The sequence below is a fragment of the Pseudoxanthomonas sp. Root65 genome, assembly GCF_001427635.1.
In the GTDB taxonomy this organism is placed as follows: Bacteria; Pseudomonadota; Gammaproteobacteria; order Xanthomonadales; family Xanthomonadaceae; genus Pseudoxanthomonas_A.
In genome coordinates this window covers 429,612-444,006 of the sequence record NZ_LMHA01000001.1, presented here as the reverse complement: position 1 = coordinate 444,006, position 14,395 = coordinate 429,612, and the positions used below count along the sequence as shown (strand labels likewise).

Here is a 14,395-nt window from a genome sequence, read left to right as displayed (position 1 = left end):
GGCAGGGGAAGCGGGAATGGGAACGATCGCGACGGTACTGGTGGTGCTGGTGGCAGTGCTGCACGCGTACTTCCTGGTCCTGGAGATGTTCCTGTGGACCACGCCGCTGGGCCTGAAGACCTTCCGCAACACGCCCGAGAAGGCAGAGACCACGCGCGTGCTGGCGGCCAACCAGGGTCTCTACAACGGCTTCCTCGCTGCCGGCCTGCTGTGGGGCCTGGTCACCGCGCAGGGGAACGTCGTGATCTTTTTCCTGCTGTGCGTGGTCGTGGCCGCGCTGTACGGCGCGTGGAGCGTCAACAAGCGCATCTTCTTCGTGCAGGGCCTGCCGGCGATCGCGGCGCTGGTGGCGGTGTGGTTTCGCTGAGCGCCTTCAGGACCGACGTGGGAGCGACGTAAGTCGCGATGGGGCCGTCAAGGCGCATGGCCAGCCTCAATGCAGGCCGATGTCGTGCGATCGCGACTTACGTCGCTCCCACGCCTGCCTCGCAGAACTCAGTGCGTGTCGCGCGCGGGCTTCGGCGACACCCACATGCCGATGCGGGCGCGGAACACCAGCTCGCCCTGCGCGTCGCTGACCACCACGTCCATCGGCAGGTCGTAGCCTTCCTCCGATTCGCGGGGCTCGAACGCCGGCGTGGCGACGGCCTGCATCGTGCCGACGGCCTTCTTCAGGTATTCCACCGTCATGCCCTTGGGAATCCAGCGCATCGAGCGCGGGATGCTGACGTCGGTGGTCAGCCCGCCGACGAACTCGGCCAGGTTGCACAGCGCGATCGCGTGCACCGTGCCCAGGTGGTTGGTGACTGAACGCCGGTGGCGGATCGTCGCCTCGCCACGTCCCGGTTCCAGCCGCGTCATGCGCGGGCCGATGCTGCCGAAGTACGGCGCCTTGAAGCAGATCAGGCGTGAGAACAGCCAGTGGCCGAACGGCTTGCGGCTCAGGCTGCGGTAGATCTTCAGGACATCGGCGCTCATCGGAACTCCTGTCGTGACGACGGCGGGACATGCCCGCCGTCGTGATCGTTGCTGGGGTCTGCGTCAGGCCGCTTCGCGCGGCTGACGCTTGTGCTGCGGCAGGTCGTAGAAACTGGCCGCGCGCAGTTCGTGGGTGTCGAAGTCGTCCACGGTGATCGTGTCCAGCGTGATCGCGCGCAGCTCTTCCAGCAGCTTGCGTTCTTCGACGGTGATCCAGCCTTCGCGCACGCCTTCGTCCAGCTGCGCGCTGTAGTCCAGGGCTTCGATGTCCTTGGTCTTCAGCGCCTTCAGGAACTTGCGCTCCACCGGCTCGGCGGCGACGGCCGCGGCCAGGTAGCTGTCGATGCGGCCGCCGGGGTTGTTCTCGCACGGGGTCAGGAACACGCCCTGGCCCAGGCGGTCGCGCGCCTCGTTCGGCGCCATCAGCAGCATGGCGACGCGGTGGCTCAGGCGGTCGCCCGGGGCCACGGCGCGGCGGCCGAACGGAAACACCACCGGCCACAGCAGCCAGCCCAGCGGCTTGATCGGGAAGTTGCGCAGCGCCTGCGACAGCGCCAGTTCGATCTCGTACGCGCTGTTGTGGAAGGCCCAGGCCAGCAGCGGCTTGTCGGCTTCCGGCGTGCCGTCGTCGTGGTGACGCTTCAGCACCGCGCTCATCATGTATAGGTGGCTCAGCACGTCGCCCAGGCGGCCGGACAGCGATTCCTTGAACTTCAGCTTGCCGCCCAGCGCGCCCAGCGAGATGTCGGTCAGCAGCGCCAGGTTGGCGGCGTAGCGGTCGAGCTTGCGGAAGAACTTCTTCGTGTACGCGTCGCCCGGCGCCGCACCGATCTTCGAGCCGGTGATGCCGAACCAGAACGAGCGCACGGCGTTGGAGATCGCGCCGCCGATGTGCGGATACAGCACCGCGTCCAGCTGCTGGATGCCTGCCTTGGTATCCGGATCCTGCGCCGCGCGCATTTCCTTGATGATGTACGGGTGGCACAGGATCGAGCCCTGGCCGAAGATCAGCAGGCTGCGCGTCATGATGTTCGCGCCTTCCACCGTGATGGCGATCGGCGAGGCCTGCCATGCGCGGCCGGCGAAGTTGCGCGGGCCCAGGATGATGCCCTTGCCGCCGACGATGTCCATCACGTCCTTGGCGACGTCGCGGCCCATGTTGGTGCAGTGGTACTTGGCGATGGCCGACGGCACCGACGGCACGTCGCCGCGGTCGACGGCAGCGGCGGTCGCCTGCGACAGCGCGCTGATCGCGTAGGCCTTGCCACCGATGCGCGCCAGCGCCTCTTCCACGCCCTCGAAGCGGCCGACCGACAGGCCGAACTGCTTGCGGATGCGCGCGTACGCGCCGGTGACGCGCGCGCCGGCCTTGGCGCCGCCGCTGGCGGTAGAGGGCAGGGTGATCGAACGGCCCACGGCCAGGCACTCGTTGAGCATGTTCCAGCCCTTGCCGGCCATCTCTACGCCGCCGATCAGCTGGCTCAGCGGGATGAACACGTCCTTGCCGTGGATCGGGCCGTTCTGGAACGGCGAGTTGAGCGGGAAGTGGCGGCGGCCGACGTCCACGCCGGGCGTGTCGCGCGGCAGCAGCGCCAGGGTGATGCCGATGTCGCGGGTGTCGCCGATCAGGCCGTCCGGGTCGTACATGCGGAACGCCAGGCCGATGATCGTGGCGACCGGTGCCAGCGTGATGTAGCGCTTGTCGAAGGTCAGGCGGATGCCCAGCACGTTGGCGCCGTTCCACTCGCCCTTGCAGACAATGCCGTAATCGGGGATCGAGGTGGCGTCGGAGCCGGCGAATGGACCGGTCAGGCCGAAGCAGGGCACTTCCTGGCCGATCGCCAGGCGCGGCAGGTAATAGTCCTTCTGTTCCTGCGTGCCGTAGTGGTTGAGCAGTTCGCCCGGGCCCAGCGAGTTGGGCACGCCGACGGTGGAGCTGACCACGCTGCTGACCGAGGCGATCTTCTGGATCACCTTGTGGTGCGCCAGCGCCGAGAAGCCCAGGCCGCCGTACTGCTTGGGGATGATCATGCCGAAGAACTTGTTCTTCTTGATGTAGTCCCACAGCTCCGGCGGCAGGTCGGCGTGGATATGGGTGATTTCCCAATCGTTGGTCATCCGGCACAGCTCTTCCACCGGACCGTCGAGGAAGGCCTGCTCCTCCTCGCTGAGCTGCGGCTTCGGATAGGCGAGCAGCTTGTTCCAGTCCGGGTCGCCGGTGAACAGGTCGCCCTCGAAGCCGACCGAGCCGGTTTCCAGCGCGATGCGCTCGGTCTGCGACAGCGGCGGCAGCGCGCGGCGCAGGAAGCCCAGCGCCGGTGCGGTGATCAGCGGCTTGCGGATCGCCGGGATCAGCAGCGGCAGCGCGATCGCCACTACGACCAGTGCGGCGACGACGGTGGCGGCGGGATTGGCGCCCAGCAGCCAGCACGCGACCAGCAGGCTGGCGGTGATCGCCGCCCAATAGGCGAGCCGGAGCCGGTGGTAGGCGGCGAACGCACCCGCCAGCAGGAAGGCGAGGAAGGGGATGACGATGCTCATGGGGTTGCTCCGGACACGGATTCGGTTACATCGGATTCGGCATTACCGGGCGAGGCCGACAGGCTTGCCAGGTATTCCAGCACGACGGCGGTAAATGCGTCGTTGTCGTCGCCGGCCACCATGTGGGTGGCCTGCGGCAGGTGCACGTGGCGCGCATGCGGCACCAGCGTCTTGAACTCTTCCACGGTCTTCTCGGAGACCAGGTCGCTGCGGCCGCCGCTGATCAGCAGCACCGGGCACTGCACCCGGCGCGCCGCCTCGGCGATGGCGTCCTGGTGCTGCGCGCTGTCGCGGGCCAGTTCGTCGACCAGGCGCGGATCCCAGTGCCAGTGCCAGCGTCCATCGGCGCCTTCGCGCAGCAGCTCGCGCAGTTCGTCGGCGGATTTGCGCGAGCGGCGCTGCGGCTGGTACGCGGCGATGGCGTCGGCGGCGTGGTCGAGCGAGTCGAAGCCGTCCGGGAACGCGGTCATGAAGGCGAGGATGCGCTGCAGGCCGGCGTGTTCCCAGCGTGGGGTGATGTCGACCAGCACCATTGCGCGGAACAGGCCGGGCCAGCGCGACTCGGCGATCAGGCCGAACAGTCCGCCCATCGATGCGCCCACCAGCACCGGCGGCTCCGGCTGTTCGCCGGCCACCACGATCAGGTCGTCGGCGAACTGGTCGCCCGTATAGTGAAGGTCGGCGGCATTGCGGTGCGACTCGCCATGACCACGTGCGTCGTAGGCCAGGCCGGCATAACCGTGCGCGGCCATCAACTCACCGGTGCGGTTCCAGGCACCGCGTGTCTGGCCGAAGCCATGCGCGTAGATGAGTGCAGGATGCGACTGCAGCGGGCCCGGTGAGGCGAACTGGCGGATCGCCAGTGCGATGCCGCCCTGTCCGTTCAGCACGCGATCCGATCCGGCGTCAGTGACGTGGGAGGAGGGCGTGAGGGCAGGAGAGGCAGGGATCACCATACGGCCTAGTATGGGTTGTCGCATTTAGAGCAGTCAATCGGTTCGCCATGGGAATTTCACATGCAACCGATTGATTCGGCTTTATTTGTGGTGCGTCGCAACAAACGTACCGCTACACACCCCGGCGTATGGTTAAATGCGGCACATGAGCACACCCCGTCCGGAAACACCCGCCGCTGCGCCCGCCCGCAATGCCCGCCTCAGTGCGGACGACTGGGCCCAGGCGGCGCTCGACCTGATCGCCGAGCAGGGGGTGTCCGCGGTCGCGGTGGAGCCGCTGGCACGCCGGCTGGGTGTCACAAAGGGCAGCTTCTACTGGCACTTCCCCTCGCGCGATGCGCTGCTGCAGGCGGCGCTGGAGCGCTGGGAGGCCGGTGAGCAGGAGAACATCTTCGGCAGCCTGGAGAAGGTCGCCGATCCGCGCGAGCGCCTGCGCACGCTGTTCCAGCTGGTCGGCCACGAGGTGAAGCCGCACATCATCTACAGCGAGCTGCTGAAGGCGCTGGACCATCCGGCCGTGCAGCCGGTCATCGACCGCATCTCCCAGCGCCGCCAGGAGTACCTGGTCGCCATGTTCCGCCAGGCCGGCCTGCAGCGCACCGATGCCACCCACCGCGCGCGCCTGACCTATGCGGCCTACGTGGGTTTCCTGCAGCTGTCGCTGCAACTGCAGCAGCCGCGCATGACCTCGGAAGAATTCGAGACCTACCTCGAACACGTCATCTCGACCTTGATCCCGACCTGACCGTAGGGTGGGCCTTGGCCCACCGCCCGTCATCCTGTCATCAAAGGTGGGCCGAGGCCCACCCTACGAAGCCGACTTGAGACGCGCCGCGAAGCAGCGGTGGCGGCGTCATTGAATCACTCCGCAGCATCTGGGATGACGCTCTTGGTCACGCCCCAGTTTTCGTCTTTCCAGTAGGTGAGCGAAAGACCGTTCCTGACGCACAGCACGATAGCGCCGCCTGCCCGATCCCACTCTTCGCAGCCGTCAGGCGCGTTGCGTCGCGCGGGTTTTCCGTAGAGCGCTTGGTATGCGCTGGACACAAACGTCGCTTCCCGATCCGTGAGTGCGGGAACAAACCGGAACGCCAGCTGGTTGACTGCTCCGTGACCGATGCCTGCCCAGAGGTTGCCTGGATGTCCGAGCATCTTGGCGGTGGGGTCCACGCAGGAAACGGTGCATTGCATGTGCGGATGCTGCTGCCGGAGCTCCGTGTAGCCGAGTCCTATGCGAGCTCCAGCCAACTCGAACGCTGTGTCATCTCCGGCGGCGACCGACATCGCGAACAGTGCTGCAACGATCATTCATCCTCCTTTGGCGCTAAACATCATGTAGATGAGGGGTAGAGAACTGGATTCCGATGGCTGCGGCGCGGCGCAACTGCTAGCGTCAGAAACCGCCGGCCTCGAAGCCTGCCCATCACTTCATCCCGCGTCGGTAACGTCAGGGGTTCTGGGCGTTCGGGATCCTCACGCCGGCCCCATCACTACTTGCCGCACCCCACCCCGCCATTCCCGCTGCTCCCGCACATACCCGCTGCGCTCCAGCCAGCGGAAGATCGAGCGCACGGTGACCACCGGGTAATCGCCCGAGAGGCGCGTACCGACCGGGTGGTCGGTGAAATCGGTGTTGGCCGAGAACAGTCCCCCCAGCACGCGCTTCGAGTAGGCGATGTGGACCGTGTCCGGCACGAAGCCGTCCCCGCGCGCGAAGGCGTAGGCACTGCGGCGGTCGTAGATGCCGCGATCGGCGAGTGCGGCGGCCATCACTTCCACGATCCACGTGGTGGAGTTCTGGTAGTCGTCGCTGCTGGGGCGTGCGATCAGGTTGTAGCGCGGGTGGTGCAGGCTGTGGCGCGGCATCTGCTGCAGGCGCTGCGCGAGCCGGTCGGCGACCTCGGGCGCGAACCAGACGATGCGCAGGTCCTGGTTCACCAGGTCGTCGGCGAAGAAGTTCACCAGTCCCTGCGCGTACAGGCCGGAGCGGTCGCTGCCGCATTCGTTGAGCAGGTGCACGACCGTCCAGCGCCCGTGCGCGTGGTCGCGCACCGCGAAGCCGGCGTGGCTGTAGACCAGTCCCTGCTTCGACAGGTCGGTGCCGACGCGCGCGAGCAACGCGACCGGCGCATCCACCTCGTCCAGCTGCTGTGCGGCGAGCAGGGCCGTGCGCGCCGCGTCCGCCACCTTGTACGGCGGCATCTCCAACGACTGGCAGGCATCGCCCGCGCGTGCCGTCCCTGGCAGCGCGAGGACGAAGACGAACAGAATCGCGAGCGCACGCATCATCCGCTCACCCGCCGTAGCGATGGCTGTGGATGTGCGGGCGGGCGGCGTCGTTGGCGATGAAGCACAGCGCCTCACCGGCGGCGCTGAGGATCCAGCCCGTGGCCACCGCCGCGACACTGACCGCCGTGCCCACCGCGATGCCCAGCCGCTTGATCGCTTCCGCGCTCAGGTACACCACGAACGAGGCCGCACCCACCACTCCCGCTGCCGCCACGGAGACTGTCACCGCCACGCTGCCGGCCACCACCGCCACGCCGGTGACCACGGCCGAGGCGCCATGCCCCAGCGCGTGGATCACCGCGACCGGTACTTCGATCGAGGCTTCCAGGCTGGCCTGCGAGAGGCGGCTGGCGCCGTCGGATTGCGCTGCGGCGTGGGCGGGCAGGGCGATGCCGCCGGACAGCGCGATCACCAGGGCAAGGGTCAGCGAACGGGCGATCAGGCGGGTCATGACGGGCTCCTGCGGGTTCGCCGCACCTTGGGCGTGGCCGGCGTGGCTGTTCAACCGGCATCGACGAGGTAAGCTCCGGCGCATCACCCGGTATAGGAATGCGCTACCGATGGCCGTCTCCGTCGACCTGATCGATGCCTTGAAGCGCTGCCTGCGCGCGCAGAACCTGACCTACCGCGAGCTCGCCACCCGCATCCGCATGAGCGAGGCCGCGGTCAAGCGCATGTTCTCCCGCCGTGCGATGAGCCTGCAGCGGCTGGAGCAGATCTGCGACGTGCTCGATGTGGGCCTGGCCGAGCTCAGCGCCGAAGCTTCGCGGGGGCGCAAGGCGATGGCGCAGTTGAGCGAGGCGCAGGAACAGGCGCTGGTGGACGATCCGCGGCTGCTGATGGCGTTGTTCCTTACCCTCAACCGTTGGCGCGAGGACGACGTGATGGGCCACTTCGGCTTCACCCCCGCGCAGTGGACCGGGCTGCTGGTGAAGCTGGACCGGCTGGAGATCATCGAGCTGATGCCCGGCAACCGCGGCCGCGCGCTGACCGCGCGCAATTTCCGCTGGCGCGCCGACGGGCCGATGGAGCGCTATTTCCGCCACACGCTGCTGACCGACTACTTCGCCGACCCCTTCGATGGCGAACAGGACGCGCTGCTGCTGCTCAGCGGCAGCCTGAGCATCGACGGCGTGAAGCAATTGCGGCTGCGGCTGGACGAAGTGGCGCGCGAGTTCGACGCCCTGCTGGCACGGGACGCCACGCTGCCGGCCGAAGACCGGGTGGGCGTCAGCCTGGTGCTGGCGCAGAAGCCGTGGCTGCTGCAGCTATTCAATCCGTACCGGCGCTCGCGCGACGCCTAGGCGCCCGGGCGGTGATCGAGCTCGGAATCCCAGGGATGGGGCTCGGAATCCCATCGATGGCCTTCAGCGCTCCATGTCCCGCCCTCCAAGCGCCATCGATGGCGCTCCGAGCTCCGTCGAGATGGCCCTCCGGGCCTCGTCGCTCGGCCTCTGAGCTCCGTCGACGGCGCTCCGAGCCCGATCGACGAGGCTCACTGCCCGGTCGATGGCTCCGGGAGTGCCATTGATGGCTTTCTGAAAGCCGTCGATGGGCGTGCAGCGCTCCGCCGTTGGCATTCCGGGGGCGATCGCTGGGGTCCGAAGCCCCATCCACGAGGCCTGGAGCCCGATCGATGGCCCTCTGATCCCCCGCGACGAGGCTCCGGGCTCCATCGGCGGGGCTCGGAGCCTAGCGCTTCGCCCTTCTCGCCGCTCCGTGAGACACAACCGCGTGCCCGTGGCGGGGATTGCGCGGCCTGCACCCCCTCGGACTGACCTCCCACCGGCCCCGGACGCGTTCTCCTCGTCAGCGGGACAGGACATTGGTATCATTTTGGTCTCACTTTTAGAGGGCGGGGCATGAACGCAGCGGTCGATGTTTTCAAACGCAACGATTTTCCGGGCAGCTCGCTGCACGCGTTGACTGCCTGGGTTGCGGAGGTCGCCGCGCTCACCCAGCCCGACCGCATCCACTGGTGCGACGGCAGCGATGCCGAAAACGCCCTGCTGACCAAGCAGATGCTGGCCGACGGCACGCTGCTGCCGCTGAACCCCGAAACCCATCCGCACAGCTGGCTGCACCGCTCCAGCCCGAGCGACGTGGCGCGCGTGGAGCACTTGACCTTCGTCTGCACGCCGCAGCAGGAAGACGCCGGCCCCAACAACCACTGGATGGCGCCGGCCGAGGCGCACGCGAAGATGGACGCGCTGTTCGCCGGCTGCATGCGCGGGCGCACGCTGTACGTCATTCCCTACTGCATGGGGCCGATCGATTCGCCGCTCTCGCGCTGCGGCGCGGAGATCACGGATTCGCCGTACGTGGTGGCGAACATGCGGATCATGACCCGCATGGGCGCGCCGGCGCTGGCGCGCATCGAGCGGGAAGGGACGTTCGTGAAGGGTCTGCACTCGACCGGCGAACTGGATCCGGACCGCCGCTTCATCATGCATTTCCCGGATGAGCTGGCCATCAAGAGCTTCGGCTCCGGCTACGGCGGCAACGCGCTGCTGGGCAAGAAGTGCCACGCGCTGCGCATCGCCTCGCACCAGGCGCGCCACGAGGGCTGGCTGGCCGAGCACATGCTGATCGTCGGCATCGAGAACCCGCAGGGCGAGACGCACTACATCGCCGCCGCATTTCCGTCGGCGTGCGGCAAGACCAACCTGGCCATGCTGATCCCGCCGGAGGGTTACCGCCAGGCAGGGTGGAAGGTGTGGACCGTCGGCGACGACATCTGCTGGATGCGCCCCGGCGCCGACGGTCGCCTGTACGCGATCAATCCGGAAGCCGGCTTCTTCGGCGTGGCGCCCGGTACGTCGGACAGCTCCAACCCCAATGCGCTGGCGACCATCAGCCACCACACCATCTTCACCAACGTCGCCGTCACCGACGAGCAGGAGCCGTGGTGGGAAGGCCTGGATTCGCGTACGCCGGCACTGGACTGGCAGGGCCGCAAGTACGACCCGGCCAACGGCCCGGCCGCGCATCCCAACTCGCGCTTCACCGTGTCCGCCCGCCAGTGCCCCAGCTATTCGACCAAGGCCGAGGATCCGCAGGGCGTGCCGATCAGCGCCATCGTTTTCGGCGGCCGCCGCGCCTCGCTGGTGCCGCTGGTGTTCGAGGCCCGCGACTGGACACACGGTGTGCTGGTCGGCGCGGCGATGGGCTCGGAAACCACCGCGGCTGCGACGGGTGCGGTCGGCGTGATGCGCCGCGATCCGATGGCGATGAAGCCGTTCTGCGGCTACAACTTCGCCGACTACTTCGCGCACTGGCTGTCGTTCGACGGCGCCGGCGCCAAGCTGCCGAAGATCTTCCACGTGAACTGGTTCCGCAAGGGCGGCGACGGCAAATTCCTGTGGCCCGGCTTCGGCGAGAACCTGCGCGTGCTGGAGTGGATGATCCAGCGCGTCGAAGGCAAAGCAGATGCCGTGGAAACGCCGATCGGCCACCTGCCGCGTGCCGAAGACCTCAACCTGGACGGCGTGGCGCTGAGCGATGAAGCGCACGAGCTGCTGTTCGGCTTCGACCGCGCCGGCTGGCAGGCCGAGTTCGCCAGCATCGGCGAGTACCTGCAGGAATTCGGCGACCGCACCCCGCAAGCCCTGAAGGACGAACAGCAGCGCATCGCCGCCCGACTGGCGAACTGATTCCCCGCCTCGCGCACCCTTTTCCTGCGCAAGCCCCGCGCACGTCCTCCCGGGACGCCGCGGGGCTTTTTCTTTCGTGGGTGGCAAGCGGCGCCAAGCCCCTCTCTCCACGGGAGAGGGGTGGGGGAGAGGGCCAACGGAGCCGTGTTCTTAGGCTGCCTTGTTCTTCACCAGAAGCGGGCCGCGGACGTTGTTGGTGCCACAGCACGCAGATCAGGCGGACCTCGCCGACCCTCACCCCCACCCCTCTCCCGCGGGGAGAGGGGCTAAGACCTCGCGCGTCTTCAACTCCCTCTGGCGAAACGCCCGGGGACTTTGCTGTGAAGATCGGCAAGCGGCTCCAAGCCCCTCTCCCTGCGGGAGAGGGGTGGGGGTGAGGGCCGACGGAGCCGCGTTCTTAGGCCGCCTTGTTCTTCGCCAGAAGCGGACAGCGGATGCTGTCGGTGTCGCAGCGCGCAGATCAGGCGGACTTCGCCGACCCTCACCGCAATCCCTTTCCCGCGGGGAGAGGGGCTTTAACCCCACGCGCCTTCAAGCGTCTCTGGCGGAAGCAAGCGCGCGTGAGAAAAAGACCGTCAAGGTTCTAAACCCCTGCGCACTTCGCTGCATCCCACTCAGTATGCTGAATGCCGTGATCGACCCTTTCGCCGACAGCCTCACGCCCGAGGACGCCGCTGCCCAGGACACCGCCCTGGCGCGCACGGCCGCCGGGGGCGACATGCGGGCCTTCGAGGCGCTTTACCGGCGCCACGCTGGCCGCGTGCACGGCGTCATCCAGCGCCTGGTCGGGCTGCATGGCGCGCGGGCGGAGGATCTGGTGCAGGAAGCCTTCGTGCGGGCCTGGCAGGCGCTGCCGGCGTTCCGCTTCGAGAGCGCCTTCGGTACCTGGCTGCACCGGTTGGCGGTGAACACCGCGCTGATGGAACTGCGCAGCCGGCGCAAGGGTCCGCGCTTCGACGACGACGAAGACGCACTGGACGGGCTGGGCCTGGCCGACAGCGCCGGGCAGGGTACGGCCCTGTCGATGGACCTGGAGCGGGCCGTTGCCACGCTGCCGCCGCGCGCACGCGCCGTGCTGGTGCTGTACGACGTCGAAGGCTGGAAGCATGAAGAGATCGCCGCCGAGCTGGGCATGGCGGTCGGCAGTTCGAAGGCCCAGCTGCACCGCGCGCGGCATCTGCTGCGCGAGCGTCTAGGAGCACACGCATGACCCCCCACGATCCCGTTCCCCTGTCCGACGACGCGCTGCGCTGGCAGTTGCGTGCCCTGCGCCAGGACGTGCCACCCGCGCGCAACCTGTGGCCCGATATCGCGGCGAGACTCGCCACCACGCCGCAGCAGGTGACGGCGACGCCCGCACGCCGTCGCCAGCGTGTGGCGCCGTTCGCCCTGGCCGCCTCGGTGCTGCTGGCGGTCACGATGACCTGGCAACTGCAACGCGCACCGCAGGGCGATGCGGTGATCCAGCGCGAAGCCGCGGCGATGACCCGCGACTACACCGGTGCCCTGGCGCAGATGGATACGCAGGCCAAGGCTTCGCCCGAATACGCCCCGGCGCTGCACGCGCTGGACCAGAGCGCGGCCGAGATCCGCCACGCCATCGCCACCGACCCGCAAGCGCGTTTCCTGCTGGAGCAGTTGCGCCGCACCTACGCCCGACGCCTGGCATTGACCCAGCGCGCGGTCATGACCTGAGGAGTTCCCCATGCGTACGTCTTCTTTCGCCCTGCTGCTGGCCACCGCGCTGCTGGCGCCCACCGCCCTGGCCCAGAGCGCCATCAACGAGACCCGCCCGCTCGATGCGCGTGGCCGGGTGGATATCAGCAACGTCAAGGGCCGCATCGAGGTGCGCGGCTGGGAGCGCAACGAGGTGCAGGTGACCGGCACGCTCGGCAAGGGCGTGGAGCGGCTGGACATCGACGGCTCGCGCGACCAGCTGAGCATCGAGGTGCGCTACCCGAAGAGCGGCGGCTGGGGCGGCAACAAGACCGGCCCCACCGACCTGGTGGTGATGGTGCCGGTGCGCGCGGACCTGGACATCGAGTCCGTGGCCGCCGACGTGCATGTCGACGGCATGGCTTCCAGCGAGCTGTCGATCAGCAGCGTCAGCGGCAGCGTGTTCGCCGCCGCCGCGCCGCGCAAGGCGGAGGTGGAAACGGTGAGCGGCAGCGCCACCCTGACCCTCAACAGCGAGGACGTAGATGTCAGCACGGTCAGCGGTTCCATCGTGCTGCGCGGTCGGTTGAACGGCGACATCGACGCGGAAACGGTCTCTGGCCGCATCGAGGTGAACGTCAACGGCGAGCGCATCCGCGACCTCAGCGCCACCACCGTCAGCGGCCGCGCCGACGTGAGCACGGCGCTGGCGCCGGCCGGCGAGATCAGCATGGAATCGGTCAGCGGCAGCCTGCTGCTGCGCCTGCCCCGCGACGTGTCGGCGCAGGTCAGTGGCGAGAGCTTCAGCGGCAGCCTCAAGGCCACCGGCGTGACCATCGAGAAGCGCCGCGGCCCCGGCGCCAGCTTCAGCACCACTTACGGCAGCGGCAGCGGCCGGGTCAGCCTGGAGACGTTCTCCGGCAGTGCGGAAGTGCGGGTGGAGTGACGCGTCGGCGGAGCCGGCGTGTCCCGTATCATCGAAGGATTCCCGATGATCGAGGCAGAGGCACCGCCGCATGACCAGCGCCGCATTCCATGTGCAACAGGCACGCCACCATCTGGAAACCGGCAATGCCGCGCAGGCGTTGGCCGATGCGGAACAGGGCCTGGCGGCACATCCCCGCGACCACGCCTTGCACCTGGTCGCCGCGCAGGGGCTGATGGCGCTGGGGCGATTCGCCGAGGCGGCCACGCGGCTCGAAGGCCTGACGGCCGCCACGCCGGAGACAGGCGAACCCTGGATGCGATTGGGTGCCTGTCGATTGCACCTGGGTGACACGGCTGGCGCGGTTGCAGCGCTGGAGCGTGGCCTGGCCTGGGCGCCGGAATCCTTCATCGCGCGTCTGCAGCTGGCCGAAGGCTTGCAGGGGCTGGGGCGGACCGACGACGCGCTGGTCCATTTCTTCCGCGCCGTCACCAGCGCGCAGGCGAAGGGACGCTGGCTCAACGAGCAGACCACCGCGCCTGATCTGCGCGACCGCGTACGACAGGCCATGGCCATCATCGACGCCGGTCGGCACGCACTGTTCTTCGAAACGATCGCGCCGCTGATCGAGCAATACGGCACCGCCGACCTGCAGCGCGTCGTGCAGGCGCTGGAAGGCTACCTGGGCCTGCGGCCCGCGGAGAGTCCCGATCCGCGGCAGAAGCCGACGTTCTTCCATGTGCCGGACCTGCAACCGGCGCCTTATTTCGACCGCGCGCTGTTTCCCTGGTACGCCGCACTCGAGCACGCCGCGGACGCGATCCGTGCGGAGCTGCAGCAGGTGCTGTCCGCGCGCGCGGGTCTGCAGCCGTTCCTGGATTTCAGTGGTGGTGCGCGCAAGGGCGACTTCCTCGAAAGCACGCAGGACCCGGACGCGGCGGCATGGGATGCCTACTTCTTCTACCGCCACGGCGAGGTGTTCGCCGATCACCTCGCCGCCTGTCCCGCGACGGCCGCTGCGCTGGCGCAGGTGCCGCTGACGCGCATCGAGGGCCATGCGCCGGAAGTGCTGTTTTCGCTGCTGTCGCCCGGCACGGTGATCAAGCCGCATCACGGCGTGACCAACAGCCGGGTGGTCACCCACCTGCCGCTGATCGTGCCGCCGGACTGCGCGCTGGAGGTGGGTGGGGTGGAGCACGCCTGGACGGAAGGCCGCTGCGTGACGTTCGACGACACCTTCCTGCATGCCGCCTGGAACCGCAGCGACCGCCTGCGTGTGGTGATGATTCTCGACACCTGGCATCCGCGCCTCAGCGAGGTGGAAGTGCGGGCGCTCAAACGCCTGGTGGAGACGATCGGCGACTTCAACGCGCGCGCCGGCGTCGCGTGAATGCCGG

General features: G+C 68.3%; 14 protein-coding genes. 8 read left to right on the top strand and 6 right to left on the bottom strand.

Features of this window, described 5'->3' with window-relative positions; all coding sequences use genetic code 11:
* Positions 1–16 precede the first annotated feature (16 nt).
* Complete coding sequence (locus ASD77_RS02015) at positions 17–367, top strand: DUF1304 domain-containing protein (protein WP_055936610.1); 351 nt, start codon at positions 17–19, stop codon at positions 365–367.
* 128 nt (positions 368–495) lie between these two features.
* Here the strand turns inward: ASD77_RS02015 and ASD77_RS02010 are convergent, their stop codons facing one another.
* The 3 genes from ASD77_RS02010 to ASD77_RS02000 all read right to left on the bottom strand — a co-directional run bounded on the left by ASD77_RS02010 (position 496) and on the right by ASD77_RS02000 (position 4,388).
* A complete protein-coding gene (locus ASD77_RS02010; RefSeq protein WP_055936607.1) occupies positions 496–978 on the bottom strand; it encodes a hotdog fold domain-containing protein in 483 nt (160 codons plus the stop codon).
* Positions 979–1,041: 63 nt separating this feature from the next.
* Positions 1,042–3,519 (bottom strand): acyl-CoA dehydrogenase, encoded by a 2,478-nt coding sequence (locus ASD77_RS02005; RefSeq protein ID WP_055936602.1) that lies wholly within the window; start codon positions 3,517–3,519, stop codon positions 1,042–1,044.
* Positions 3,516–4,388, bottom strand: coding sequence for an alpha/beta hydrolase (locus ASD77_RS02000; protein WP_235578507.1), 873 nt, complete (start codon positions 4,386–4,388; stop codon positions 3,516–3,518). Before ASD77_RS02000 ends, ASD77_RS02005 begins: the two co-directional genes overlap by 4 nt.
* Positions 4,389–4,620: 232 nt before the next feature.
* On the opposite strand from ASD77_RS02000, the gene ASD77_RS01995 reads away from it, so the two are divergent.
* Complete coding sequence (locus tag ASD77_RS01995) at positions 4,621–5,220, top strand: TetR/AcrR family transcriptional regulator (protein ID WP_156383427.1); 600 nt, start codon at positions 4,621–4,623, stop codon at positions 5,218–5,220.
* A 116-nt stretch (positions 5,221–5,336) separates the two neighbouring features.
* Here the strand turns inward: ASD77_RS01995 and ASD77_RS01990 are convergent, their stop codons facing one another.
* From ASD77_RS01990 to ASD77_RS18290, 3 genes are all read right to left on the bottom strand, one after another.
* Positions 5,337–5,783, bottom strand: a complete 447-nt coding sequence (locus tag ASD77_RS01990) for a hypothetical protein (RefSeq protein ID WP_055936591.1) — start codon at positions 5,781–5,783, stop codon at positions 5,337–5,339.
* Positions 5,784–5,948: 165 nt separating this feature from the next.
* The gene (locus tag ASD77_RS01985) at positions 5,949–6,761 is read right to left on the bottom strand and encodes a DUF2145 domain-containing protein (protein ID WP_235578448.1); all 813 of its coding nucleotides are present in this window, start codon (positions 6,759–6,761) and stop codon (positions 5,949–5,951) included.
* A 7-nt stretch (positions 6,762–6,768) separates the two neighbouring features.
* Complete coding sequence (locus tag ASD77_RS18290; protein WP_162247574.1) at positions 6,769–7,215, bottom strand: hypothetical protein; 447 nt, start codon at positions 7,213–7,215, stop codon at positions 6,769–6,771.
* Positions 7,216–7,324: 109 nt separating this feature from the next.
* Between ASD77_RS18290 and ASD77_RS18285 the strand changes: the two genes are divergently transcribed.
* The 6 genes from ASD77_RS18285 to ASD77_RS01945 all read left to right on the top strand — a co-directional run bounded on the left by ASD77_RS18285 (position 7,325) and on the right by ASD77_RS01945 (position 14,388).
* Positions 7,325–8,068 carry a helix-turn-helix transcriptional regulator gene (locus ASD77_RS18285; RefSeq protein ID WP_055936582.1) on the top strand — a complete coding sequence of 248 codons (744 nt, stop codon included), beginning with the start codon at positions 7,325–7,327 and terminating at the stop codon, positions 8,066–8,068.
* Between the two features lie 558 nt (positions 8,069–8,626).
* Positions 8,627–10,417 carry a phosphoenolpyruvate carboxykinase (GTP) gene (locus tag ASD77_RS01965; protein WP_055936576.1) on the top strand — a complete coding sequence of 597 codons (1,791 nt, stop codon included), beginning with the start codon at positions 8,627–8,629 and terminating at the stop codon, positions 10,415–10,417.
* 619 nt (positions 10,418–11,036) lie between these two features.
* Positions 11,037–11,627: a sigma-70 family RNA polymerase sigma factor gene (locus ASD77_RS01960; protein WP_055936573.1), complete on the top strand. Its 591-nt coding sequence runs from the start codon at positions 11,037–11,039 to the stop codon at positions 11,625–11,627.
* On the top strand, positions 11,624–12,112 hold the full coding sequence (locus tag ASD77_RS01955) for a hypothetical protein (protein WP_055936570.1): 489 nt from the start codon (positions 11,624–11,626) through the stop codon (positions 12,110–12,112). The genes ASD77_RS01960 and ASD77_RS01955 overlap by 4 nt, the downstream gene beginning before the upstream one ends.
* Before the next feature lie 10 nt (positions 12,113–12,122).
* Complete coding sequence (locus ASD77_RS01950) at positions 12,123–13,019, top strand: DUF4097 family beta strand repeat-containing protein (RefSeq protein WP_055936567.1); 897 nt, start codon at positions 12,123–12,125, stop codon at positions 13,017–13,019.
* A 70-nt stretch (positions 13,020–13,089) separates the two neighbouring features.
* Positions 13,090–14,388 carry an aspartyl/asparaginyl beta-hydroxylase domain-containing protein gene (locus ASD77_RS01945; RefSeq protein WP_055936563.1) on the top strand — a complete coding sequence of 433 codons (1,299 nt, stop codon included), beginning with the start codon at positions 13,090–13,092 and terminating at the stop codon, positions 14,386–14,388.
* Positions 14,389–14,395: the final 7 nt, after the last annotated feature.

Coding starts and splice junctions, on each gene's coding strand:
- ASD77_RS01995 (WP_156383427.1), top strand. CDS start 4,621: ATGAGCACACCCCGTCCGGAAACACCCGCCGCTGCGCCCGCCCGCAAT.
- ASD77_RS02005 (WP_055936602.1), bottom strand. CDS start 3,519: ATGAGCATCGTCATCCCCTTCCTCGCCTTCCTGCTGGCGGGTGCGTTC.
- ASD77_RS01965 (WP_055936576.1), top strand. CDS start 8,627: ATGAACGCAGCGGTCGATGTTTTCAAACGCAACGATTTTCCGGGCAGC.
- ASD77_RS02015 (WP_055936610.1), top strand. CDS start 17: ATGGGAACGATCGCGACGGTACTGGTGGTGCTGGTGGCAGTGCTGCAC.
- ASD77_RS01955 (WP_055936570.1), top strand. CDS start 11,624: ATGACCCCCCACGATCCCGTTCCCCTGTCCGACGACGCGCTGCGCTGG.
- ASD77_RS18290 (WP_162247574.1), bottom strand. CDS start 7,215: ATGACCCGCCTGATCGCCCGTTCGCTGACCCTTGCCCTGGTGATCGCG.
- ASD77_RS18285 (WP_055936582.1), top strand. CDS start 7,325: ATGGCCGTCTCCGTCGACCTGATCGATGCCTTGAAGCGCTGCCTGCGC.
- ASD77_RS01985 (WP_235578448.1), bottom strand. CDS start 6,761: ATGCGTGCGCTCGCGATTCTGTTCGTCTTCGTCCTCGCGCTGCCAGGG.
- ASD77_RS01945 (WP_055936563.1), top strand. CDS start 13,090: ATGACCAGCGCCGCATTCCATGTGCAACAGGCACGCCACCATCTGGAA.
- ASD77_RS01950 (WP_055936567.1), top strand. CDS start 12,123: ATGCGTACGTCTTCTTTCGCCCTGCTGCTGGCCACCGCGCTGCTGGCG.
- ASD77_RS01960 (WP_055936573.1), top strand. CDS start 11,037: ATGCTGAATGCCGTGATCGACCCTTTCGCCGACAGCCTCACGCCCGAG.
- ASD77_RS02010 (WP_055936607.1), bottom strand. CDS start 978: ATGAGCGCCGATGTCCTGAAGATCTACCGCAGCCTGAGCCGCAAGCCG.
- ASD77_RS01990 (WP_055936591.1), bottom strand. CDS start 5,783: ATGATCGTTGCAGCACTGTTCGCGATGTCGGTCGCCGCCGGAGATGAC.